Genomic DNA, 21,869 nt, shown 5'->3' on the forward strand with positions numbered 1-21,869 from the left:
TTACCCGATGCGCGGCGCCAGTGCGATCGCGTTATGTTACGCCGCCATCATCTCCTCAATCAGCTCTTCGACCGTCTCCGCAGCGACGCCGACCGCCGCCGCGACAGGCTCGCTCAACCCCATGACGCCTTCGTCCCCACCGAAGGTCCACGGCTCGCAGGCGACCAGCAGGACGCGCCGGCAATTTCCGCCAAGCGCCGACACCAAATGAAGAACTTTCGCGGGATCGAGCTCATGCGGCGAAAGCGCCAGATCCTCGGGTATGGAGTCCGCCGCCGCGATCGGGTCGGGCTCAACCACTGAGACGACGCCCGGCGCTTCGCCCCGCTGCGCCGCATCGACAAGGATCACAGCGTCATAGCCGTCCATCAGTGCATAAGTGAGATCGATCCCGCGAATGCCGAAATCGATCACTCGCGCGCCGTCCGGCAGCTTCGCCTGTGAAAGCCTGCGCGCCACCTCGACGCCGAAGGCGTCATCGCCATTGAAGATGTTGCCGACGCACGCGACGAGGATCGAGGTCATGGCCCATCACCCGCAGCAATCGGCTCGATCTCCTCCTGACTGAAAAAGAACCGATGTCCAGGAAAGCCCGCCGCGCCGAGATCCCTGCCCGGATCGTCAATCAATGTCACCGCGACATGGATCCGGTCCTCGAAATCGCGCTCGATCGCCTCGACGACCGCGATCTTGTCTTTGAGCACGATATCCATGATGTCTCCGCCCGATTTTGGGCGTAGTCGCACGCGGGAGCCGACGCATAGACTGCGTCCGCTCTCCAGCAGCGAGACGAGGCGAGGCTTCTCATGGTCCCCGCCCATCGGCGGCGGTTCAATTTCGCTCGCCTGAGACTGGTGATTGCGCATGACGCCATGAAGCCGCGCCATATCCTCGGCGGTCAGAGCATGCGTGCGCTCCAGAAGCGCGCGCGCACGGGCGTCGACGGACGCCATCTCGCGTTTCTCGGCGTCGGTCATCGCGAGGATACGAAGCGTCAAGATTTCATCGATCTCAGTGCCGTCGAAGAGGTCTCCAGGACTTTCGGGCGCGATCGCCGGATGATCATAGAGGATGATCGGCGAAGCGAGCATGGCGTTATTGTCCTGACCGCCAACCAGCACCGGAAAGGCTCCGACATTTCGGCACGCCCCGGCAGCCTCTCGCAGATCGTCGGGAGGATCTAGCAACGAAACAAACGCGCCATCTTCGACGGTGAGGATCGCATGCGTCGAGGCGAAAGCGCGAAGTTGCGCGGCTGCGCGTTCCTCACGAACCGCGCCCGTAAGCGGCGTGACGTTCTCGATCCCGATCGTCAGCTTCCACAAATCAGTCGCGAGCTTCTCCGCCTTCACTTCGACCACGCCTTGGATCGTTTGAGACGTGCGAATGAGAGCGGCGACGATGCGACCGCTCCGATCTCGGACTGGCTCGAATTCGCGCGCGCCATTAAAGCAAAACGGCGTCACGCTGGCGGCGCCTTGAACATCGCCGGGCCGCAGCGGCCCTAAGTCGATCTCCCGTTCGATCGCCTCCTCCCAGGCCAGCAACTCCCGATCGTCGACATGAAGGCTCGGAACGCGCGTGAGCGCCGGTTCGCCCTCGTCCGGAAGCTCTCGCGTCGGCGTCGCCAGCTGTCCGACCTCGCGCGTCATGACCTGCAGGAATCGAAAATGCACGTTGAACGCCGCCTGCTCTCCGCCCCGCAAGAGCGCCTGCGTCTCCATGCGCGAGGCGTCGCCCTGCTGATCGAACGCCTTCGGAAAGACGCCGCCGAACGTCCAGCGCTGACGATTTTTTATTGACGATGGCCGATAGGGATAAAGGATGTAGCCCTCGTAAAGAACGGCGTTGGCGATCGCTCTGATGGAGTCGAGTTTCATGTCGCCTCCGCAGCGTTGGCTTCGAGTAGCGCCTGCAACGCGCGTTCAAATGTCGGAAGTCCTTGCCGGCGCCGGTAACGGTCCAGCTCCTCAAAAGCGTCGCGATGCAGGCAGAGCCACATGCTCTGCGGATAGTAGTGGTCCATCATCGCGCGCCATACGCTTAACGGCAGGCGATACGCGCATTCCTTGCTCCAAGCGACTTGCTCGATCTGCAACCTGCCTTCGCTGTCGCGGTAAAAAATCGAGCCGCTGAACAGAAAATTGAGCGGAACGTCGCCCTGCTCCAAGCCATGAAAATATTTTGTCGCTGCAATGTTGAAGTCATAACTGCAGGGCGCCGGCAGATCGACCATGCGCTCAGCGTCGACGGCGGGAATGGAAACGCTCGCATGCGTCCAAAGGAAACTCCGCATGGTCTCGCCCCAGCGCGACGGCTGTCCGAAGAGATCGGAAAGCCGATCACGCTCGTCGCCGTCATAGCGCCGCCGCGCAGGCTCGATGCGAATCTGGCAGTTCAACATCACGTTGAGAATGGGCAGATCCGGCGTCTTGTTTACGACATGCAACTCAAACAACAGCAGCGGCGCCGCCGAATATTTCTCGACTTTGACGTCTTCGATGCGAAAGTCGAGATCAACCATGAACCCTGTCCTTCGTCTCGACGTCGTCTCGCAGCGTCCTGAAATAGTCGCGAACGGCCTCCCAGACCTCTGCGCCGCCCGACAATCCGCGCCAATGCCTTCGGATCAGCCCGACGAGCGCATAACAGCGATCAATCGAAACGAGATAGTATTGCCGTGCGCCATTCATTCGATTGACGAGCAACGCCTCGACATCCGGATCAAGGTCGGCCAGCGTCGGATTGGCCGCGACCAGTCGCGACCAGCCGTCGGGGACAAAAGGAGACTCGATCGCTCCGGCCGGCCCTGGATACATCGCCACGGGACCCTGCGCCGGCGTGCTGTGAAACACGAAGGCGAGATCAATCGGAATACGAAAGTCCTGCCATTCCTCGTCGCTCAGATCGAAGTCGTGAAGCGCATCGGCGCGTGCCCGCAAGGCGGCAAAACGCTCGCCCCCGCTCAAGAGGAACGCACATTGTGGACAAGCGCAAAAGAACTTTCGCGTCGCGCGCTCCACCAAATGCGCGTGCCGGGAATCGATGGCCTTCGAGCAGAATTCGCAATGCTCTTCTTCCGCCGTGCGCACGAAGCGCCGCAGCCGAGACGCCCAATTCCCCGATTCTATTCTTTCCATGCTCTCGCGGCTCTTTGTGTCTAGGCGGCGGTTTCGGCGTAAAGGGATGTCATGTCCATTTCGATCAAAATATCGTCGAGGTCGGGCGCGGCGTCGGTGAGAGCGTTCTCGATCTCCAGCCGCAACTGGTCGGTAGGCTCAGCGACGCCATTCCTTTGCAGCTGAACCATTGCAAAGGTTTTACTCGCACTCATGAGGCTCACATGGAGGCCGCGCGCGCGCCACTGCGGCTGCATGCGCGCGACGACCTCCTGTAGACGCTCCTCGACGCTTTGCGGATGCAGGCCGTGAAGCAGCAATATCGCCCGTAGGTCCCGATCCTCGACGATCTTTTCCAGTAAAGCGGCGCCATTGTCAGATGCCGCAATAATTGCGCTGAGGCGCGCCAGCGAACGCGCGTGCAAATCGAGCACGAGCGCCAGCAACTCACGCGCCGCCTCCCGCCCTGTGGCGTCGGCGATGCTCTCGAGCGTCGCCATCAGCTTTTCCAACCGGGCCAGCGACTGCTCCAGCGTCTCCGTCTCGCGCGCTTCTACGCTCATGGCGACGGCTTTCGCGAAGCGCCGAACATGGGGGAATGCGTGGTCTTAACGGTCTTGCCGCCGCCCACATACATATGCACGCCGCAGGGCAGACAGGGATCAAAACTGCGCACCGCGCGCATGATGTCGATGCCCTTAAACTTGTCCGGACCGTTCTCTTCGAAGATCGGCGTGTTTTGAACCGCGTCCTCGTAAGGTCCAGGCGTTCCGAAATCGTCTCGCGGCGTCGCATTCCACGGCGTCGGCGGATAGGGATGATAATTGGCGATCTTCTTGTCCTTTATGACGAGATGGTGCGACAGCACGCCGCGCACCGCCTCGTGGAAGCCACAGCCGATCGCCTCGTCCGGAACCTCGAATGGCGTAAAAGTCTTGGTGCGGCCCGCCTGAATCTCTGTAAAGGCCTGCTCCAGGAAATAATATGCCGCAGCGGCGCAGTAGGCTTGAAAATAAGTGCGCGCCCGATCGCGTTCGATCGCGTTGCTCCACTTTGGGACCTTCCATTCAAACTCCACCGCAGGTTTGAGCGCCGTCTTGGGGAGATTGATCTTCACGCTGTCGCCTGTCGCTTTGACATAGCCGTTCATGTCGACGAGCCCTGCCAGCGCCGTCGAGAACAGGCGCGCGAAGGCGCCTCCGCCGGTGTCGAGCGGCAGATGATCTCCGCTGCTCTTGTCGAGCCAGCGCGGACACATGACCCAGGAATAGTTCTTGTCGAAGTCGCGCTTCTGCGGCCGCGGAATGGTCGTCTGATTCCACGGATGCTTCTGATCGACCGTATTTCCCAGCGGGTCCGTCTTGACGAAGGTTTCACAATTGTCCCAGTCCTCGTAATAGGACTGACCGCGGAGAATACGAATCTGCAAATTGATGTCGACAAGGTCGGTCGTGACAAGCTTGCCGTCGACGACAACGCCCGGGGTGACGAACATCTTCCGGCCCCAGTCGGTCATATGCTTATAATTGTAGTCGCAATGGTTCGGGTCCTGAAACGCGCCCCAGCACCCGAGCAGAATTCGTCGACGTCCGACTTCCTCGTAGCCGGGTAGAGCTTCGTAAAAAAAGTCGAATAGATCATCGTGCAGCGGCACGCATTTCTTCATGAATTCGGCGTAGCGCACGAGTCGCGTCAGATATTCGGTGAAGAGCTGGTTCGACGGCACGGTGCCGACGCCGCCAGGATAAAGAGTGGAGGGGTGCACATGGCGCCCCTCCATCAGGCTGAACATCTCACGCGTGTAGCGGCTGACAATCAATGTCTCACGGTAGAATTCGCCGGAAAATGGATTGAGCGCGGTCATGATCTCGGCGATCGTGCGATAGCCGTGAGCGTCCGAGTTTCGAGCGGGTGTACGTTGCGCCTTTACCCAGACGCTTGGATTGGTTTCCTTGACCATCTGCTCGCAGAAATCGACCCCGACGAGATTGTCCTGAAAGATGTTGTGGTCGAACATATACTCTGCGGCTTCGCCGAGATTGATGATCCAGTCGGCGAGCGGCGGCGGCTTGATGCCATAGGCCATATTCTGCGCATAGACCGAGCACGTCGCGTGATTGTCGCCGCAGATTCCGCAGATTCGACTGGTGATGAAGTGGGAGTCACGGGGATCTTTCCCCTTCATGAAAATGCTGTAGCCGCGAAAGATCGACGACGTGCTGTGACATTCGGCGACCTGCCGATTCTCAAAATCGATCTTGGTGAAAATTCCGAGACTGCCGACGATCCGGGTGATCGGATCCCAATTCATCTCGACGAGATTGGGCGACGCTTTTCTCTGGCTCGGAGGCGCCGAAGGACGGGTTGCGAGGTCGACCATGGTCGCGATCCTTAGCTAGAGTGGATGAGTCTTGTTCGGCCGATCAGGCTCGTAACCAGTGGTGTAGGTCGGCTCCCTGTTGCGCCACTTCGGCTCCTTGTTGAGGGTGTGATTGGTGATTTTGCGCAGATTGCGGATCAACACGCCGTACGGCTTGACCAGCACCGATGAAATGCGGGCGCCGGGCGGTTCGTCCATGAACGGCATGAACTTGTCGGGAAAGCCTGGCATGGTGCAGCCGATGCAAATGCCGCCGACGTTCGGGCAGCCGCCGAGACCCGCGATCCAACCGCGCTTGGGCACGTTGCACTGCACGACCGGTCCCCAGCAGCCGATCTTCACCAGGCATTTCCGCGAGCCATACTCTTGCGCGAAATCGGCTTCTTCGTAATAAGCGCCGCGGTCACATCCCTCATGAACGGTGGGACCAAACAGCCAGCGCGGGCGGCCGAGTCTGTCGACAGGAATCATCGGCGCCAGACCAGCGAGCTGGCGCAGCAGATAGAGAAATGTCTCCATGAAATTGTCGGGCTGCACAGGGCAGCCCGGGACGTTGACGATCGGCAGACCGGCTTTTGATTTCCACTCAGCGCCAAGATAGTCCTGAAGGCCCATGCAGCCGGTGGGATTTCCCTTCATTGCATGAATGCCGCCATATGTGGCGCACGTTCCGGCGCCGATCACGGCAAGCGCCTTTGGCGCCAAACGATCAATCCATTCGGTGGTTTTAATCGGCTGTCCCGTCGCCGCATCCGTGCCAATCGCCGCCCAATATCCGTCGCCGCTCAGCTTCTCGTTCGGGATGGAGCCTTCGACCACAAGCACGAAGTTTTCGAGTTCGCCCCGCGCGCCTTGATGGAAGGCCTTCATGAAGTCATCGCCCACTTCGTAGGACAGCACTGCATTGTGCAAGCGCACCTTCGGTAGGCCGGGGATCGCTCCGAGGATGACGTCCTCTATGCTTGGTTCGCTCGCGGCGGTGATCGAGACCGAGTCGCCGTCGCAACTCAGTCCCGCCGTAAGCCAGAGCACGTCAAGCTCTTCGATTGTGGATGGAGGCCGCTCTTTTCCTTTGGGAACAGGATGGGGGTCTGGAGCCATCGGTCAATCCTTTCACCAAAAGACGTGGCGACGGAAAGTTTCAAACCGGGGCTAGCCTGCTCAGCTTTCGCTTTTTTGGCTGCGAACAACGCAACCGTGGCGACGCGCAGCGGCGGCGTACAGGCCTGTCACGGCCGAAGGAAAACTCTGGAACTTGAGAAATGTTCCTAGGAGGGAACAAAATGCACAGTTCGTCAGCTCTGAAGACCGTGAAGGCGAATTTTTGGAACGGTGCGATAGCAGCAGTCCCGGCCTCAGCTGCCGCCAATGCTTGGCAGGCATTCATTATTTTTGACGCGTTCGCAGCCAAGTCTCGGTTTCAAATTTCTCGCATGACTTGAGCGTATGAGATTAACGCGAACAGCACGGTTCCGCCGATGATATTGCCGGCCAGGACGGGCATTATGAAATGCCCGACCAGCTGCCCCGTCGCAAGTTCGCCGGTCAGTACAAGAAGGAAGGCCTCGACGCTTCCCGCGACAATATGGGTGAAGCCGCCGACCGCGATGAGATAGGTCAACAGGCTGATCATATGAAATCGGGCAGTGTCGGCGTTGGGAACAAGCCAGACCATCGCCGCGATCAAAAAGCCGGAAGGGATACCCCGGAAAAACATCTCGCTTGAGCTGTTCGTCAGCATCTGGCGGCTGATCTCGAAGGCGCCGTCGCGCAGTTCCAACGAGAGCGCGGGCGTAAATACAAAAAACAGAGCGGCGACGAAAGCGCCAAGCATGTTCGCCACGAAGACGACGCTCCACAGTCGAATAACGCGACCCAGGTTCAGGGCGGTGAAGCTCTTGAACAACGGCAACACGGCTGTAATCGTGTTCTCGGTGAAGAGCTGTTGGCGAGAGAGAACGACCAGCAGAAAGCCGGCCGGGTAGCCGGCTGCGACGACCAGAGGACTCCAGCTTTTCTCAGGAAGATGCGTTTGAAGCACCGCCTGAGCGAGCAGCGAGAAGCTTATTGAAAGACCTGCCGCCACGCCGGACCACCACAGCGACACTGCCGGGCGCGCAAGTTCTTCTTCACCCATGCGACGCACGACCTCATAGATGACGGGCGTGCGTGGCTGCGCTCGCTCTTCGATATCGATAATCTCACGCTTCGTGATGCCCTTTACGTCGCCCGAATTTGCCGGCTCGCACGGTGCGACGCCGACCGCAGGCGAAGGCTCCTCTTGGGAGGTCTGCAGTTGCTGTTCGGGCAGCGGCACGTATGACCTTTCAACGGCGTTCGCCAACACTTGGGGCTGGCGCAGTGTTGAACTGTGCAGCGGCCATCGCAGTTCCCGGCCGAACGGATCTGAAGGCGAGAGCGCGACTGAAGCGCCCACGAAAGCGCGCTTCCGAAGCGAACTGGCGCTGCCTTAACTGACGCAGCGCCTCGCACTTCAGCTAGAGCCTATTTCGTTTCTGCGATGCTGATGAGATCGAAGTGGCGGTTGACGCCGGCATGGATGAGGTTGCCGTTGAAGCGCGTCGAGCTTGACGCGCCATAGGCGTAAAAGCCGTTCGTCTGCGCCGCGAAATTGAACCCTTGAGCGGCGCCGAGATCGTAGCGAAGATAGTCGATCTTAACGCTCCACTCGGGCGTAAACATCCATTCGGCGCCGCCGCCCGCCGTCCAGCCGATCAAGCTGTCCTGATAGACGGGATTGACCAGCGTCTGGTTCGTGCCGCCGATGCGGCGGGTAAAGATCGCGGCGTTGGAGGTAACGCCGCCATAGGCCATGCCGCCCGTGCCATAGAGAGCGAGCGTCGGGGTGACGAGATAGCCCAGTCGGCCACGGATCGTTCCCAGATAATTGAGGGTCGCGGTGCGCTGCGCATAGGTGGCGAAGCTATTGCCGCCCCCCTGCGCGAGGGTCGCTTGCCATCTCGTGTCGGTGTTGCCCGAAACGCCGTGCAGATCGGCCTCGGCGCCGGCCAAGAAGCTGTCGAAGAACTTCCAATTGGCGCCAATCTGGAAACCGCCGATGAAGCCGGCGAGATGGTTTGTCTGGTCGATCGGCGTCGCGCTAACAGCCACGGCCGGACTCGCGGCGGCTGCGCCGAAGGGCCAGGGCTGCACGAACGATCGCGGGCTCGACCAAGCTCCGCCGCCGTTGAGGCCCACGTAAACGTCCGACCAGCTTGGCGGCGGCGCAGGCCGCGGCGGAGGCCCCTCAGGCGAGAAGAGAGCGAGAAAGTCCGAGCCCGGCGGCTTGGTGATCGGATTGCCGTCGCCAAAGGCATTGGCGGTGACTTCCAGATAGAAGAAGTCGGTCGGCCGCCCGGTCAGGCCATTCGTGGTCGTGGTCTGTCCGGAAAAAGATTGCGGGAAGAACGGCTGCAGCGCGACCGGCGGCGCGAAGCTCGACGTGAACGAACCTGGCCAGAAGCGCGCGTAGCTCGCGGTCAGATTAATGAACTGATTTAGTTTGTAGCGGATGCGCAGATCATATTCCGTGCCAATGAACGTGCCTCTGTTGCCAAGCGGCGCAAACAGATTGGCGCGGTCCCAGGCCGCCGCCGCGCTCGCCAGCCAATAGGCGCTGAACGCCGTGTCGATCTGGAGATTTTTGAACGGCGAAAATTCCAAGCGCGCCTTGGGCGCCTTCACATTGTTCCAGGCGATATAGTCGTTGCGCGAGAACGGCTGATTGAAGCCGTAAAAAATGTCGAAGGTCTGATTGGTGCTGTCGTAGGGGCTCTTGTTGCCTGAGCCATAGGCGTAATTGGCGCTGATCCGCGGCTTCCACGGGTGCTCTGAAAATGTGTAGCCCGCCTCGAACGCATAGGCGATGGCGTCGTGCTGCACCGTCGTCTGCACGGCGTTCTGAACATTCCTGAACTGGCGGAATTCGCCGGTTTCGCCAAACTGCTTGTTGATGTCGAAGTCGTAATCAAAGTTGTTGATCACGCCATAGACGCGCAGGCCAGGCGCATAAGTGTCGCGATGAAACTTCAGCGCGTTCGAGACGTTGAGCGGATCCCCATATTGCTTGCGGCCCAAGAAATAAGGCTGGATCGTCGCATATTCCGACCAGCGGCGGATGCTGAACACGCTGCCGTAGATCCAGTTCTGCCAGTCAGGTCGGTCGAACTGATATGGATAACGAATGACCGGCCGCATCAGGAAACTGTCGATGTCCCAGTCATTATCCTTCTTGCCGATTTTGATCCGGAAACCATCAAAATTGTTGGTCGTGTTGCGGAACTCATTCTCGGCGATCAGGCGGCGGTCAAGCAGTTCGAGGTGAAAGCGTCCGGCGCGAAGCGTTAGAGGCCGATCATTGCCGAGATCGTCCTTGCCGAAGGCGTCCTTGAAAAACAGTTCGCCATAGCCCGAAATGAGCTCCGTCTGATTGATCTCCTGGCCCTGATATTGATAGATGCTGTTGTAGGCGCGCGAGTCCTGAAACTCGACGACGAATCGAAAGGGATCGAGAATGTTCTGCACGCCCAGATACGCCCGCGTGCGCGACAGCCAAAGCGAGTTGGGAAAATACTTGCGCTGCGACGTCGGCGGATCGGTCGTCGTGCTCGTCCACGGCCGATAATCGTCCTTGCGATATTCAAAACGCACGCGCGAATCGAGGCCGACGTTCAGCCAGTCGATGCCTTCGAATTCCTTGTAGGTCTTCGCCAGATTTCGCACATAAGGCGGAATGTCGGGCTGCGGCTCCAAACGATAGCCGCGCGTTGGCACATAGTAGCTCTTCTTCTCCAGAGGAGACGGTGGCGCCCCGAGACCAGCCGCGACACCCTTGCGCTCGGTCTTCGTCTTCACTGACCCTTTTTTCGGCGCGGCCGCTTTTGCGCCGTTATCCGACTGCCCCTCTTTTCCAGCAACTTCCTTCGAGGGTGCTTTGTCTTCGGCGCCTGCTATTTCGGGAACGCTAAGGGCAGCGCCGACAACGGCGCCAAACGCGGCTAATCTTAACTTCTTTCTATTTTTGCTTGTCGACATCGACTTCTGTCCCGTATCGCTTAACCCGGACTCCGGTTGGCGCTCTGATCGACGGACCGATATGTAAACCGTGTACATATCGGATATGCCGTTAAGGTCGATCTGTTAAGCTCATGTTTTAGTCAACTCGATTTTCGACTTGCGCTGTTGTGAAATAGCCACAGTAACCGCACCCCAGCCCGCCCGTTTAATTTTAGATTTGACATTCCAGCTCTCTCTTTGGCCGCAGAGGCTGCCCTTCTGCGACCATTTTCCGTCCACGTCGCAAGAGGCAGTAAAGCGAAACTTTTGCTTTTTGTCTATCGATTTAGTAGACAACTCTGCACGTCGAGCGAAAGCGTTGCTGTAATGTCACAGTTTGAGAGATTGGGCGCCGCCATAGCGAGCAGAGACCTAGCCCGCCGCCCTATTTCTGCAGGGCGAAGAAGAGGCGCGGATACCGAAGAAGAACTTTGCCGTCCGGTTGCCGCGGATAGGCCTGTGCAAGCCTCCCTCTGTATCGCGCTAAAAATTCGACGCGCTCATTTGCATCGAGCAAGTCGAGGAAGGGACGAAGGCCCGATCCTTCGAACCATTCGACCACGCCGTCCGGGCCGTCGAGCGGATGGACATAGACCGTCTGCCAAATATCGATCGTACTGCAGAGCGGCGCGAGCAGATTGTAATATTCCTCGAGCGGACCGAGCACCATGATCGACTTGGCGACTGGAAGCAGACGCGAGGCCCAGGGGCCATCCGCCGCGACCATGCGCATCGCCGCGTGCGAAAGCTCATGCGTATTGTTCGGCATCTGGACCGCAAGACGTCCGCCGGGCCGCAAATAACTCAAAAGCCTTGTCATCAACCCGCGATGGTCGGGGAGGAAATGCAGAGCCGCATTGGCGAAGATGAGATCGGCGGGCTCTGACGGGCGCCAATGCGCGATGTCCTCCTTGATAAAAGTCGCTGTGGGCGTGCGCGCGCGGGCGACCGATAGCATGTTGTCGGATTTGTCGATCCCGATGATGTCGGCGCCGGAAAAGCTCATCGCGAGGAGCTGCGTGCTGTTGCCGGGTCCGCATCCGAGGTCATAAACCCGTTGCGTGTCGCAATAAGGCACGTGCGCGAGCAGGTCGCGGGCGGCGCGCGTGCGCTCCGCTTCGAATTTCAGATAGAGCGCCGAATTCCAGTCGTTTGTCGCGCGCCTTTCGTCGATCCCGTCAGCAGGCGCCGCGCTCAAATGCCGTCTCCGGCGTTGACATAGTCGCCATTCTCGTCGGCGGGAAAGATGCGGGCTTTCGCCAGCGAAAGCGGGACGCGGCCGGCGAGCGAAGCTGAGCGGTCGAGCGGCGAGTCGATTTCGAGGGTTTGATCGTAGCCGTCGATGGCGATCGTGGCGCGAACGCCGGCAGGCGTGCGTCGCAGGCTCTCGACGCGGCCTTCAAGATCGCCGTTCCCTTCAGCGGCGACGGCGATGTCGGCGGGCCGGAAGAACACCCTCGCCGGTCCGCTGCGCAAGCCATGCGTATCAATGTGCAATTCGCGTCCGCCGAACGTCACATGGCCGCCAGCGATGGTGACCGGCAAGGCGACCGCTTCGCCAACGAAGGAAATGACGAAGGGCGAAGCCGGGCGGTCGTAGAGCTCTTCAGGCGTCCCAATCTGTTCGATGCGGCCTTCGTTGAGCACGACGACGCGATCCGCAAGCTCCATCGCCTCATCCTGATCATGCGTGACGAAGACCGTCGTCAATCCCGTTTGCTTGTGAATGTCGCGCAGCCAGCGGCGCAAATCCTTGCGCACGCGCGCGTCAAGCGCGCCGAAGGGCTCGTCGAGCAGCAGCACGCGCGGTTCGATGGCGAGCGCGCGCGCCAGGGCGACGCGCTGACGCTGGCCGCCGGAGAGCTGCGCCGGATAGCGGCCGCCGAGTCCGTCGAGCTGCACGAACTGCAGAAGCTCCGCAACGCGCGCCTTGATCGCCGCCCGCGAGGGACGCGTGCGTCTGGGACGAACTCTCAGACCGTAGGCGATATTGTCGGCGACGGTCATATGTTTGAAGAGCGCATAGTTCTGAAACACCATGCCGACATGGCGGTCCTGCACGGGCAGATTGGTCGCGTTCTCGCCGTCGAAAAGGATGCGGCCGCGATCGGGAGAATTGAGGCCCGCGATCACCCGCAGCAACGTCGTCTTGCCGGAGCCTGAGGGTCCAAGCAGCGCGACGAGTTCGCCAGGCTGAATGTCGAGGCTGACGTCGCGCAAAGCCGGAAAGGCGCCGAAATCCTGCTCGACCCCCTCGATGCGAATGGAAGTTCCGCGCTTACTTCCCTCAGTGGCGGCGAGCGCGTCCGGAGAGCGCGTCAGCATGACGCCATTCGAGGAACGTCTTGAGCCCGAGTGTGACGAGCGCCAAGCCTGCAAGAAGGACCGCGAGCGCGAAAGCGGCGACATTATTGTACTCATTGTAGAGTATCTCCACCTGAAGCGGAATTGTGTTGGTCAAGCCGCGAATGTGGCCCGATACGACCGAAACGGCGCCGAATTCGCCCATGGCGCGGGCGTTACACAGCAGCACGCCGTACAGCAGGCCCCATTTAATGTTGGGCAGCGTCACGGTGAGAAAAGTCTTGAAGCCGGAGGCGCCGAGCGTGAGCGCCGCTTCCTCCTCGATCTTGCCCTGCTCCTCCATCAACGGAATGAGTTCGCGCGCAACGAAAGGAAAAGTGACGAAGATGGTCGCCAGCACGATGCCGGGCACGGCAAAGATGATCTGCACGCCGTGAGCCGCGAGCCACGGGCCGAAGAGGCCCTGGCCCCCGAACACGAGAACATAGACGAGGCCGGCGACGACCGGCGAGACGGAGAACGGAAGATCGATCAGCGTGATCAGAACGCTCTTGCCGGGAAAGGAAAATTTGGCGATCGACCAGGACGCCGCGAGCCCGAACACAAGATTCGCCGGAACGGAAATCGCCGCGACAAGAAGCGTCAAACGGATCGCGGCGCGCGCGTCTGGATCGCCGAACGCAGTCAGAAAAGGGCCGATCCCTTTGCTGAAGGCTTCGACGAAGACGATGGCCAGCGGCGCAAAAAGGAAGAGAGCGAGAAACAGCACCGCGGTCGCAATAAGCGTATAGCGCGCGAACGACGAGTCGTGCGTAACCGGCCGGAATTTGACGCCGCGACTGCGGCCGCTGGACGTGACCGCCATCTCAGACATGGCCGAATCTCCTGCGGCTCCATGCCTGGACCAGATTGATGAGCAGCAGCGCGGCGAAAGAAATCGCCAGCATGATCGTTGCGATTCCGGTCGCGCCCGGGACGTCATATTGTTCAAGCTTCACGACGATGAGCAGCGGCGCGATCTCAGAGACGTAAGCGATATTGCCGGCGATGAAGATCACCGAGCCATATTCGCCAATGGATCTGGCGAAGGCGAGCGCGAAGCCGGTGAGCAGCGCCGGCGCCAGGGGCGGCAGCATCACACGGATGACGGTTTGCAGCCTGCCCGCGCCGAGCGTGGCGGAGGCTTCCTCCAGTTCCGCTTCGAGCTCGGAAATAATCGGCTGCACCGTGCGCACGACGAACGGCAGTCCGATGAAGATCAGCGCGACCAGAATGCCCCAGCGGGTAAAGGCGATCTTGATGTCGTAGTCGGCGAGCGGCGCGCCAAACCAGCCATTGGGCGAATACAGCGCCGCAAGCGAAATGCCGGCGACCGCCGTCGGCAGCGCGAAGGGCAGATCGACGAACGCGTCGAGCAGTCGACGGCCGGGAAAATCGTATCTTGTGAGCACCCAGGCGACGATCAGGCCAAAGAAAAGATCGACGACCGCGGCGGCGAAGGAGATGAAGAAGGTCGTGCGCAGCGACGCGGCGACGCGCGGCTCCGAGGCGATCGCGTAGAGCCCGGAAAATCCCAATCCCGACGACCACCAGATGAGCGTGGCGAGCGGAAAGAGGACGATCACGCCAAGATAGATCAGCGTATAGCCGAAGGTCAGGCCGAAGCCTGGAATGACGCTCGGCGCCGCGAAGCGCCGAGCGTTTTTGCCGACAAGGCTCGGGGAGGTCACCTTGTCAGCTCTTGTTTCTGGATGTCGTCGAAAATGCCGCCGTCGGCGAAATGCTTCTTTTGCGCCGCCGCCCAGCCGCCGAAACTTTTATCGACGGTGATGAATTCGATCTTGGCGAATTTCTTGACGTCGTCCTTCGCCGCATATTCGGGATGAACGGGACGATAGAAATTGCGTGCGATGATCGCCTGCGCCGCCGGCGAATAGAGGAAGTCGAGATAGGCTTCCGCGAGCTGCCTGTTGCCTTTGGCGTCGGCGTTGGCGTCTACGACGGCGACCGGCGGCTCCGCCAGAATGGACTGCGACGGCGTCACGATCTCGAACTTGTCAGCGCCGAATTCCTTGAGCGCAAGGAAGGCTTCGTTCTCCCATGCGAGGAGCACGTCGCCGATGCCGCGCTGGGCGAAGGTGATCGTCGAGCCTCTCGCGCCCGTGTCCATGACCGGGGCGTTCTTGTAGATCGCCTTGACGAAATCCTTGGTCTTGGCTTCGTCGCCGCTAAATTTCTTCAGCCCGTAGCCCCAGGCCGCAAGATAATTCCAGCGCGCGCCGCCGGACGTCTTCGGGTTGGGCGTGATCACCGCGACGCCGGGCTTCGCCAGATCGTCCCAATCCTTGACGGCTTTCGGATTGCCCTTGCGGACAAGAAAAACGATCGTCGACGTATAGGGCGACGAGTTATTCGGTCGGCGCTTTTGCCAATCGACCGGAATCTTGCCGCTCTTGCTGGCGATCGCGTCAATGTCGGCGGCGAGCGCCAGCGTCACGACATCGGCGTTCAGCCCCTCGATCACCGCGCGCGCCTGCGCGCCAGAGCCGCCATGCGACGCCAAAAGTTCGATCGTTTCGCCCGTCCGGGCTTTCCAGTCCGCCGCGAAGGCCGGATTAATCGCCTTGTAGAGTTCGCGCGTCGGGTCATAGGAGACGTTCAGGAACGTCTGGCCCGCTTGAGAATGCGCGCTCGCCAGCATCGTGAGGGCAACCAATCCCCCTAAAATTCCAATTCCCAGACTTTTCTGCAATTTCTCGCTCATGGTGACGCCTCTCCAACAGTCTACAAAATCACTAGCATGAGTAGACTGATTGGGCAAGGCGGAAAAAGCGCGGGTCAAGCCTCCGTGACGTCAGCGGAGCTTCGAGTGTGGACGGCCGCGAAAGGTAACGCCTACCAGCGCAGAACTGCGCCGCCCCAGGTCATTCCCGCGCCAATCGCCATCATCGCGATGACGTCGCCCTTTTTCAGCTTTCCGGCGCGATTCGCCTCATCGAGCGTGATCGGCATCGAGGCGCTCGACGTATTGCCGTAGCGGTCAATGTTGATCCAGCATTTCTCGAACGGAACGCCGAGATTCTGCATTGCGGACTCGATGATGCGCTTGTTGGCCTGGTGGGCGATCACGTGATCGACGTCGGCCGCGGTCAGACCGGCGGCTTCGAGCGTTTCGCCGACCACTTCAGGCAGCAGGCGCGTCGCCACCTTATAGACCTCGCGCCCGCGCATCTTGATTTTGCCGGCCTTTTCTTCGAGCATTTCAGCAGATGGCGGGCGGCGGCTGCCGCCGCCATAGATGCCGAGAATGCCGGTCATTGAGCCGTCGGTGCGCAGGCTGGCGGCGAGCACGCCGCGCCCTTCTTCTTCGCTGGCGCCCAGCAAAATCGCGCCGGCGGCGTCGCCAAACAGCACGCATGTCTCGCGATTTGTCCAATCGACGAAGCGACTGAGGGTCTCGGCGCCGATCACCAGCGCGCGCTTGACCTTGCCGCTTCTGATAAACTGGTCGGCGATCGACAACCCGTAAAGCGAACCGGCGCAAGCGGCCCCGACGTCAAAGGCGAAGGCGTTTCTCGCGCCGAGCTGCGCCTGAACAAATGACGCGCAGGACGGCGTCGGCGTGTCGCCTGTCACCGTGCACACGATGATCATGTCGACGTCGTCGGGCTTTACGCCAGCGAACTGCAGCGCCTCGCGCCCGGCGGCGGCCGCCAGATCGGATGTGGCCTCATGATCTGCGGCCACTCGGCGCTCTTTGATGCCGGTGCGGCTGACGATCCACTCGTTATTCGTCCTGACGATTTTCTCGAGGTCGGCATTGGAGACGACGCGCTGCGGCGCATAAGACCCGGTTCCGAGAACTATGGAATTCGTCAAGACGTGGCGCTTCCTTCTGAGACGGCGTGGCTGAAGCTCGTAGCGAGGCGCTATTCATTAAGAGCGGCTCAGGCCGAGCGCAAATTTTTCTTTTTTGGCTCCGGCAAGGCCCCCTCATCGTCGCTGACTTATTGGCTTTTTTGCGCCGGCGACGGCAGACTGTCCCAAAACGAGGCCGTCAACGCTTTCTTAAAGCGCGCGCAACTAGACAAATCTGGGCTCGTCGGAGTTGCGTTATGGTCCACGCTATCATCTTTGCCGCCGTCGCGCTCTTCGCTCTCATTGGCGCGCTGACGGCGTAACGCCGAGCCCGCGATTGCAAAGTCCGCCGCCGCATGGCAAGGGGCGCCATGCAGGAACAACAGAGGCCGCTGAGCGCCGCGCCGCGCGTCTCCTTCGTCTCGCTCGGCTGTCCGAAGGCCCTCGTCGATAGCGAACGGATCATCACGCAGCTGCGCGCCGAAGGCTACGAGCTGTCGCGCACCCACGCCGGGGCGGACGTCGTCATCGTCAACACGTGCGGCTTCCTTGATAGCGCCAAGGCGGAGTCGCTCCAAGCGATCGGCGCCGCGCTGAACGAAAACGGCAAGGTGATCGTCACCGGCTGCATGGGCGCCGAACCTGAAGCGATTACGGCGCGCTTCCCGCAGGTGCTGGCGATCACCGGCCCGCAGCAATATGAGAGCGTCGTCGATGCGGTGCATCGCGCCGCCGCGCCCGCGCATGACCCCTTTGTCGATCTTCTTCCCGAACATGGCGTGAAGCTCACGCCGCGCCACTACGCCTATCTGAAAATCTCCGAAGGCTGCGACAACAGCTGCTCCTTCTGCATCATCCCGCATCTGCGCGGGCCGCTCGTCTCGCGGCCGGCCGCCGATGTGCTGCGCGAGGCGGAGAAGCTCGCGCGCGCCGGCGTCAAGGAGCTGCTCGTCATTTCGCAGGATACGAGCGCCTATGGCCGCGACATCCGCTATGCCGAAAGCATGTTGGGCGACCGTAGCGTGCGTGCGCGCTTTTTCGACCTGGCGCGCGAACTAGGCGATCTCGGCCTTTGGGTCCGCCTTCACTACGTCTATCCCTACCCTCATGTCGATGAGGTGATGCCATTGATGGCGGAAGGGAAAATTCTTCCCTATCTCGACATTCCCTTTCAGCATGCCGCGCCGAGCGTATTGAAGGCCATGAAACGCCCAGGAAACGATGAAAAGACTCTGGCGCGCATTCGAGCCTGGCGCGAGGCGTGTCCAGACCTTGCGTTGCGATCGACGTTCATTGTCGGCTTTCCCGGCGAGACTGACGCGGATTTCGAATATCTTCTCGATTGGCTGGAGGAGGCCGAGATCGACCGCGCCGGCGCCTTCAAATATGAGCCTGTCGCCGGCGCGCCGGCCGAGGCGCTTGGCCTACCTGCCGTTCCCGACCACGTGAAGGAGACGCGCTGGAAGCGCTTCATGGAGAAGCAGCAGGCGATCAGCGCGCGGTTGATGAAACGCAAAATCGGCAAGCGCCTTTCAGTCATCATCGACGAGCCGGGCGGCGGACCATCGGGCGCGCTTGCCAAGGGCCGCACCAAGGCCGACGCGCCGCAGATCGACGGCGCGGCCTTTATCGCATCGCGGCGCCCGCTGCGCGCGGGCGACATCATCACGGCGAAAATTGAACGCTCGGAGGCCTATGACGTCTATGGCGCAGCGACCTAGAGCAGCCCTATATTGGAGCCAAGGATAGATTTGGGAGAGAAGCGCCATGACCGAAGAACCGCAAGACAAGGGCACGCCGCAGGAAACCCCGGCGCCAATGCCCGATAGGCCGACGCAGCCGCAGCTGCCGAAGTTCGTCATTCCGCGCAGCCTCTACATCGCCACGGCGCTGATCCTTATCGGCTCATTCGCGATTACGCTCTTTGTGCGCAATCCCTATACGCAGTCGGTGACCGAAGGCGGCGGCTTTTACGAGCACAGCACGGACAATTCGGCGCTGATGTGGGTCGCAATCTTCGTCGGCATTCCCCTGAGCTTCTGGGCCTATAAGCGCTGGATATTGCCGCTCTTCGAGCGCAAATAGGGAAGCATTCCCCGCCGAAGGCGAAGCCGGCGCGTCCGAAATTGCGTCAAATCAACAAACCGGAGCGCGCTTATGAACGCGCTCCGGCGCGCAACTCGGTCGAAGAGCGCTCGATTCTTGGCCCGTGCAGGTAGACGATCGCTGGCGGCGGCGTCACGGCGAGCATGCCGGCCTCGCTCTCGGGAATCCTCGCGCTCTTGAAAAAGACCGCCGCCTTGGCGTTGGCAGCTTTGACCGTCGCGCCCGGCCGGTCGATGACGGCGATGGGCGTCGTCCGCGCAATGTCCTGCCATCGCCGCCAGCGATGAAACTGCAAAAGATTATCTGCGCCCATGATCCAGACGAAACGCACGCCCGGACAATGCGCGTGCAGCCAAGCGAGCGTGTCGCAGGTGTAGCGCGCGCCGATCTCGGCTTCGAACCCGGTGAAGGCGACCCGCGGATCGCGCAGGATTTTTTTCGCCGCCGCTATTCGGTCCCCAATCGACGGCAGTTCGCTTGCGTTCTTGAGCGGATTGCCAGGCGAGACGATCCACCACAGCCGATCGAGCTTCAAGCGCGTCAGCGCGACGCGCGAGACAAGCGCATGGCCCTCATGCGGCGGATCGAAAGATCCGCCGAAGAGACCGATGCGCATGCCGGGCGCGTGCGGCGGGAGACGCGGCAAGGGCTGCGTCATGCCATATCCAGCTGAACAGCGAGGATGTCATTCCCGACGCTTCGCGATCGCGAAGTGATCGGGAATCCAGAGCAAGGCCAGCATTCGTGGATCGGCTCTGGATTCCCGATCAGGCCCTCAGCCTGCCGGGAAAGACATCCCTGGCCGACCCTACACGAAAAAATACCACTCACCCACGCACCTGGCCGTCGCCATAGACGCGATATTTGAACGAGGTCAGCTGCTCGACGCCGACGGGTCCGCGCGCATGCATGCGGCCCGTGGCGATGCCGATCTCGGCGCCGAAGCCGAATTCGCCGCCGTCGGCGAATTGCGTCGAGGCGTTGTGCAGCACGATCGCGGAATCAACCTCGTTCATGAAGCGCTGCGCCGCAGTGGCGTCGCGCGTGATGATGCAATCGGTGTGGTGCGAGCCATAGGTCTCGATATGATCGATCGCGCCCTCTAGCCCGTCGACGACCCGCGCCGCGATGATGGCGTCAAGATATTCGGCGCGCCAGTCGTCTTCCCGCGCCAGCTTCACGCGCGCGTCGGCGGCTTGTGTTGCAGCGTCGCCGCGCACTTCGCAGCCTGAATCGATCAGCATCGCAACGAGCGGCTGAAGGTGGGTCGCGGCGCAGGCCCTGTCGACGAGCAGCGTCTCCGCCGCGCCGCATATGCCGGTGCGCCGCATCTTGGCGTTCAGCAGCACGCGCCTCGCCATGTCGAGATCGGCGTCCCTATGCACGAAGACATGAACGATGCCTTCAAGATGCGCGAAAACCGGCACGCGCGCCTCATGCTGGACGCGGGCGACGAGACTCTTGCCGCCGCGCGGCACGATCACGTCGATATTGCCGTCGAGGCCCGCGAGCATCGCGCCAACGGCGGCGCGATCCGCCGTCGCGACAAGCGAGATCGCCGCTTCGGGAAGCTCTGCGGCTTTCAGCCCTGCGACGAGGCAGGCGTGGATGGCGGCCGACGAACGCAGGCTCTCCGAGCCGCCGCGCAGAATCGCGGCGTTGCCGGCCTTGAGACACAGGGCGCCAGCGTCGGCGGTGACGTTCGGCCGGCTTTCGTAGATCACGCCGATGACGCCAAGCGGCGTCGAGACGCGCTCGATCTTCAGGCCGTTCGGTCGGTCGAAACTCGCCAGAACGCGGCCGACAGGGTCCGGCAGATCGGCGATCTCCTCCAGGCCACGGGCGATCGCCTCGACGCGGGCGGGATCAAGCGTCAGCCGGTCGAGGAAGGACGCCGCCGTTCCACGCGCCTTGGCGTCAGCGACGTCGAGCGCGTTGGCGGCGAGTATGGCGTTGCTCTGGCGGCGAATTTCGCCGGCGGCTGCGCGCAGCGCCTTGTTCTTGGCGTCGGTGGAGGCGAGCGCCACCGCCCGCGCCGCTGCGCGCGCGGCGCGCCCGAGCGCGACGAACGAGTCGCTCATCGTCGCGTCTGCCCCGCCTGCCTGCGGCTCGCTGCGTAATGCCTGCGTCATAGCTTTCTCACTGGATATGCTGGAGTTTCGCTAACATGGCGGCCCCGGCAAGAAAAGCCGCCCTCAAGAAAGGCCGCCCTTGCGAGGCCTGTCGCGATATGAAAAAAAGCCGCATGTCCGCGCTTCAAGAGAATCCGTTCACTGGGCCCTTGGCGGCTGAATATGACGTGCTGCGGCTGATGTGTCCAAACGCCGCCACGCTCGCCAAAAAGATCGGCGACCGAATCGCCGCTTGGCGTTCCGACGCAGGGCCGCTCGACGGCTTCGAGATCGGCTGCGGAACGGGGATCAGCACGCTGGCGGCGCTCTCGGCGCGGGACGACCTAAAGCTCACCGCGATCGACAGCGCCGGCGAAATGCTCGATCAGGCGCGAACCAATCTCGCCGAATACGCCTTGGCGGGACGCGTCGAATTTGTCGAAGCCGATGCGCTGACGGCGCTCCGCGCGCTGCCCGATGCGCGCATGGATGTCGTCATTTCGAATTACGCGATCCATAACTTCCCTGACGACTACCGTAAGGCCGCGGTTTCGCAGATTTTCCGCGTCCTGAAGCCGGGCGGAATTTTCGTCAACGGCGACCGCTACGCGATGGACGACCCGGCGGCGCATCTTGCCGATACGCAAGCCGTGGTGCGGGGTTGGTTCAAGATTTTCACGAAGATGAACCGACTCGATCTGCTCGAAGACTGGATTGTGCATCTCTTGAGCGACGAATCGCCTCTGCACATTATGCCTTTCGAGCCGGCGCTCGAGCAGTTGCGCGCCGCGGGCTTCGCGCCGGTCGCGGTTGAATTCCGCGACGGCGTCGACACGCTGGTGACCGCGGTGAAGCCGGGCGCGTGAGGCCGCTTTAGTATACCAGCATGTCATTCCCGGCGAGCCGGAGGCTCGC

20 protein-coding genes are annotated in these 21,869 nt (G+C 61.3%); 3 read left to right on the forward strand and 17 right to left on the reverse strand.

What is annotated here, in order from left to right; genetic code table 11:
- Positions 1 to 36 precede the first annotated feature (36 nt).
- From ACPS74_RS05645 to ACPS74_RS05715, 15 genes are all read right to left on the reverse strand, one after another.
- The gene (locus tag ACPS74_RS05645) at positions 37 to 525 is read right to left on the reverse strand and encodes a hydrogenase maturation protease (RefSeq protein WP_029651406.1); all 489 of its coding nucleotides are present in this window, start codon (positions 523 to 525) and stop codon (positions 37 to 39) included.
- Complete coding sequence (locus tag ACPS74_RS05650) at positions 522 to 1,880, reverse strand: hypothetical protein (protein ID WP_029651407.1); 1,359 nt, start codon at positions 1,878 to 1,880, stop codon at positions 522 to 524. Before ACPS74_RS05650 ends, ACPS74_RS05645 begins: the two co-directional genes overlap by 4 nt.
- Complete coding sequence (locus ACPS74_RS05655) at positions 1,877 to 2,524, reverse strand: DUF6084 family protein (RefSeq protein ID WP_029651408.1); 648 nt, start codon at positions 2,522 to 2,524, stop codon at positions 1,877 to 1,879. The genes ACPS74_RS05650 and ACPS74_RS05655 overlap by 4 nt, the downstream gene beginning before the upstream one ends.
- Positions 2,517 to 3,140, reverse strand: coding sequence for a DUF5947 family protein (locus tag ACPS74_RS05660; protein ID WP_029651409.1), 624 nt, complete (start codon positions 3,138 to 3,140; stop codon positions 2,517 to 2,519). The genes ACPS74_RS05655 and ACPS74_RS05660 overlap by 8 nt, the downstream gene beginning before the upstream one ends.
- A 20-nt stretch (positions 3,141 to 3,160) precedes the next feature.
- Complete coding sequence (locus ACPS74_RS05665; RefSeq protein ID WP_029651410.1) at positions 3,161 to 3,682, reverse strand: hypothetical protein; 522 nt, start codon at positions 3,680 to 3,682, stop codon at positions 3,161 to 3,163.
- Positions 3,679 to 5,499 carry a nickel-dependent hydrogenase large subunit gene (locus ACPS74_RS05670; protein ID WP_029651411.1) on the reverse strand — a complete coding sequence of 607 codons (1,821 nt, stop codon included), beginning with the start codon at positions 5,497 to 5,499 and terminating at the stop codon, positions 3,679 to 3,681. Before ACPS74_RS05670 ends, ACPS74_RS05665 begins: the two co-directional genes overlap by 4 nt.
- Positions 5,500 to 5,514: 15 nt before the next feature.
- Entirely contained in the window at positions 5,515 to 6,600 is a 1,086-nt protein-coding gene (locus ACPS74_RS05675; protein ID WP_029651412.1) for a hydrogenase expression protein HypE, read from the reverse strand.
- Between the two features lie 319 nt (positions 6,601 to 6,919).
- Positions 6,920 to 7,936, reverse strand: a complete 1,017-nt coding sequence (locus ACPS74_RS05680; RefSeq protein ID WP_239754106.1) for a formate/nitrite transporter family protein — start codon at positions 7,934 to 7,936, stop codon at positions 6,920 to 6,922.
- Between the two features lie 68 nt (positions 7,937 to 8,004).
- Positions 8,005 to 10,374 carry an alginate export family protein gene (locus tag ACPS74_RS05685; RefSeq protein ID WP_425622390.1) on the reverse strand — a complete coding sequence of 790 codons (2,370 nt, stop codon included), beginning with the start codon at positions 10,372 to 10,374 and terminating at the stop codon, positions 8,005 to 8,007.
- 586 nt (positions 10,375 to 10,960) lie between these two features.
- Positions 10,961 to 11,773: a trans-aconitate 2-methyltransferase gene (gene tam / locus ACPS74_RS05690; RefSeq protein WP_036241721.1), complete on the reverse strand. Its 813-nt coding sequence runs from the start codon at positions 11,771 to 11,773 to the stop codon at positions 10,961 to 10,963.
- Positions 11,770 to 12,900, reverse strand: a complete 1,131-nt coding sequence (locus ACPS74_RS05695; protein WP_029649899.1) for a sulfate/molybdate ABC transporter ATP-binding protein — start codon at positions 12,898 to 12,900, stop codon at positions 11,770 to 11,772. Before ACPS74_RS05695 ends, tam begins: the two co-directional genes overlap by 4 nt.
- Entirely contained in the window at positions 12,863 to 13,753 is an 891-nt protein-coding gene (cysW, locus tag ACPS74_RS05700; RefSeq protein WP_029649897.1) for a sulfate ABC transporter permease subunit CysW, read from the reverse strand. The genes ACPS74_RS05695 and cysW overlap by 38 nt, the downstream gene beginning before the upstream one ends.
- Complete coding sequence (gene cysT, locus ACPS74_RS05705) at positions 13,746 to 14,609, reverse strand: sulfate ABC transporter permease subunit CysT (RefSeq protein WP_029649895.1); 864 nt, start codon at positions 14,607 to 14,609, stop codon at positions 13,746 to 13,748. Before cysT ends, cysW begins: the two co-directional genes overlap by 8 nt.
- Positions 14,606 to 15,580 carry a sulfate ABC transporter substrate-binding protein gene (locus ACPS74_RS05710; protein WP_305037668.1) on the reverse strand — a complete coding sequence of 325 codons (975 nt, stop codon included), beginning with the start codon at positions 15,578 to 15,580 and terminating at the stop codon, positions 14,606 to 14,608. Before ACPS74_RS05710 ends, cysT begins: the two co-directional genes overlap by 4 nt.
- A gap of 194 nt (positions 15,581 to 15,774) precedes the next feature.
- On the reverse strand, positions 15,775 to 16,758 hold the full coding sequence (locus tag ACPS74_RS05715) for a 3-oxoacyl-ACP synthase III family protein (protein WP_029651652.1): 984 nt from the start codon (positions 16,756 to 16,758) through the stop codon (positions 15,775 to 15,777).
- Between the two features lie 350 nt (positions 16,759 to 17,108).
- Between ACPS74_RS05715 and rimO the strand changes: the two genes are divergently transcribed.
- Both rimO and ACPS74_RS05725 read left to right on the forward strand, forming a co-directional pair.
- Positions 17,109 to 18,458, forward strand: coding sequence for a 30S ribosomal protein S12 methylthiotransferase RimO (rimO, locus tag ACPS74_RS05720; protein WP_029651650.1), 1,350 nt, complete (start codon positions 17,109 to 17,111; stop codon positions 18,456 to 18,458).
- A gap of 46 nt (positions 18,459 to 18,504) precedes the next feature.
- Positions 18,505 to 18,822, forward strand: coding sequence for a hypothetical protein (locus ACPS74_RS05725; RefSeq protein ID WP_029651649.1), 318 nt, complete (start codon positions 18,505 to 18,507; stop codon positions 18,820 to 18,822).
- Between the two features lie 70 nt (positions 18,823 to 18,892).
- On the opposite strand, the gene ACPS74_RS05730 is transcribed toward ACPS74_RS05725, so the two are convergent.
- Both ACPS74_RS05730 and ACPS74_RS05735 read right to left on the reverse strand, forming a co-directional pair.
- A complete protein-coding gene (locus tag ACPS74_RS05730; RefSeq protein WP_029651648.1) occupies positions 18,893 to 19,501 on the reverse strand; it encodes a nicotinate-nucleotide adenylyltransferase in 609 nt (202 codons plus the stop codon).
- Between the two features lie 169 nt (positions 19,502 to 19,670).
- Positions 19,671 to 20,975: a glutamate-5-semialdehyde dehydrogenase gene (locus ACPS74_RS05735; protein WP_029651647.1), complete on the reverse strand. Its 1,305-nt coding sequence runs from the start codon at positions 20,973 to 20,975 to the stop codon at positions 19,671 to 19,673.
- 113 nt (positions 20,976 to 21,088) lie between these two features.
- On the opposite strand from ACPS74_RS05735, the gene ACPS74_RS05740 reads away from it, so the two are divergent.
- On the forward strand, positions 21,089 to 21,820 hold the full coding sequence (locus ACPS74_RS05740) for a class I SAM-dependent methyltransferase (RefSeq protein WP_029651646.1): 732 nt from the start codon (positions 21,089 to 21,091) through the stop codon (positions 21,818 to 21,820).
- Positions 21,821 to 21,869 lie beyond the last annotated feature (49 nt).

This window comes from Methylocystis sp. SB2 (assembly GCF_049817085.1).
GTDB lineage: Bacteria > Pseudomonadota > Alphaproteobacteria > Rhizobiales > Beijerinckiaceae > Methylocystis > Methylocystis rosea.

Excerpts from the sequence above, each read along its gene's own strand:
- ACPS74_RS05675 (WP_029651412.1), bottom strand. The coding sequence starts at position 6,600 with ATGGCTCCAGACCCCCATCCTGTTCCCAAAGGAAAAGAGCGGCCTCCA.
- ACPS74_RS05710 (WP_305037668.1), bottom strand. The coding sequence starts at position 15,580 with ATGCTGGCGAGCGCGCATTCTCAAGCGGGCCAGACGTTCCTGAACGTC.
- ACPS74_RS05740 (WP_029651646.1), top strand. The coding sequence starts at position 21,089 with ATGTCCGCGCTTCAAGAGAATCCGTTCACTGGGCCCTTGGCGGCTGAA.
- ACPS74_RS05650 (WP_029651407.1), bottom strand. The coding sequence starts at position 1,880 with ATGAAACTCGACTCCATCAGAGCGATCGCCAACGCCGTTCTTTACGAG.
- cysW (WP_029649897.1), bottom strand. The coding sequence starts at position 13,753 with ATGTCTGAGATGGCGGTCACGTCCAGCGGCCGCAGTCGCGGCGTCAAA.
- ACPS74_RS05735 (WP_029651647.1), bottom strand. The coding sequence starts at position 20,975 with ATGACGCAGGCATTACGCAGCGAGCCGCAGGCAGGCGGGGCAGACGCG.
- ACPS74_RS05730 (WP_029651648.1), bottom strand. The coding sequence starts at position 19,501 with ATGACGCAGCCCTTGCCGCGTCTCCCGCCGCACGCGCCCGGCATGCGC.
- ACPS74_RS05645 (WP_029651406.1), bottom strand. The coding sequence starts at position 525 with ATGACCTCGATCCTCGTCGCGTGCGTCGGCAACATCTTCAATGGCGAT.
- ACPS74_RS05725 (WP_029651649.1), top strand. The coding sequence starts at position 18,505 with ATGACCGAAGAACCGCAAGACAAGGGCACGCCGCAGGAAACCCCGGCG.
- ACPS74_RS05655 (WP_029651408.1), bottom strand. The coding sequence starts at position 2,524 with ATGGTTGATCTCGACTTTCGCATCGAAGACGTCAAAGTCGAGAAATAT.
- ACPS74_RS05665 (WP_029651410.1), bottom strand. The coding sequence starts at position 3,682 with ATGAGCGTAGAAGCGCGCGAGACGGAGACGCTGGAGCAGTCGCTGGCC.
- ACPS74_RS05695 (WP_029649899.1), bottom strand. The coding sequence starts at position 12,900 with ATGCTGACGCGCTCTCCGGACGCGCTCGCCGCCACTGAGGGAAGTAAG.
- ACPS74_RS05670 (WP_029651411.1), bottom strand. The coding sequence starts at position 5,499 with ATGGTCGACCTCGCAACCCGTCCTTCGGCGCCTCCGAGCCAGAGAAAA.
- ACPS74_RS05660 (WP_029651409.1), bottom strand. The coding sequence starts at position 3,140 with ATGGAAAGAATAGAATCGGGGAATTGGGCGTCTCGGCTGCGGCGCTTC.
- rimO (WP_029651650.1), top strand. The coding sequence starts at position 17,109 with ATGCAGGAACAACAGAGGCCGCTGAGCGCCGCGCCGCGCGTCTCCTTC.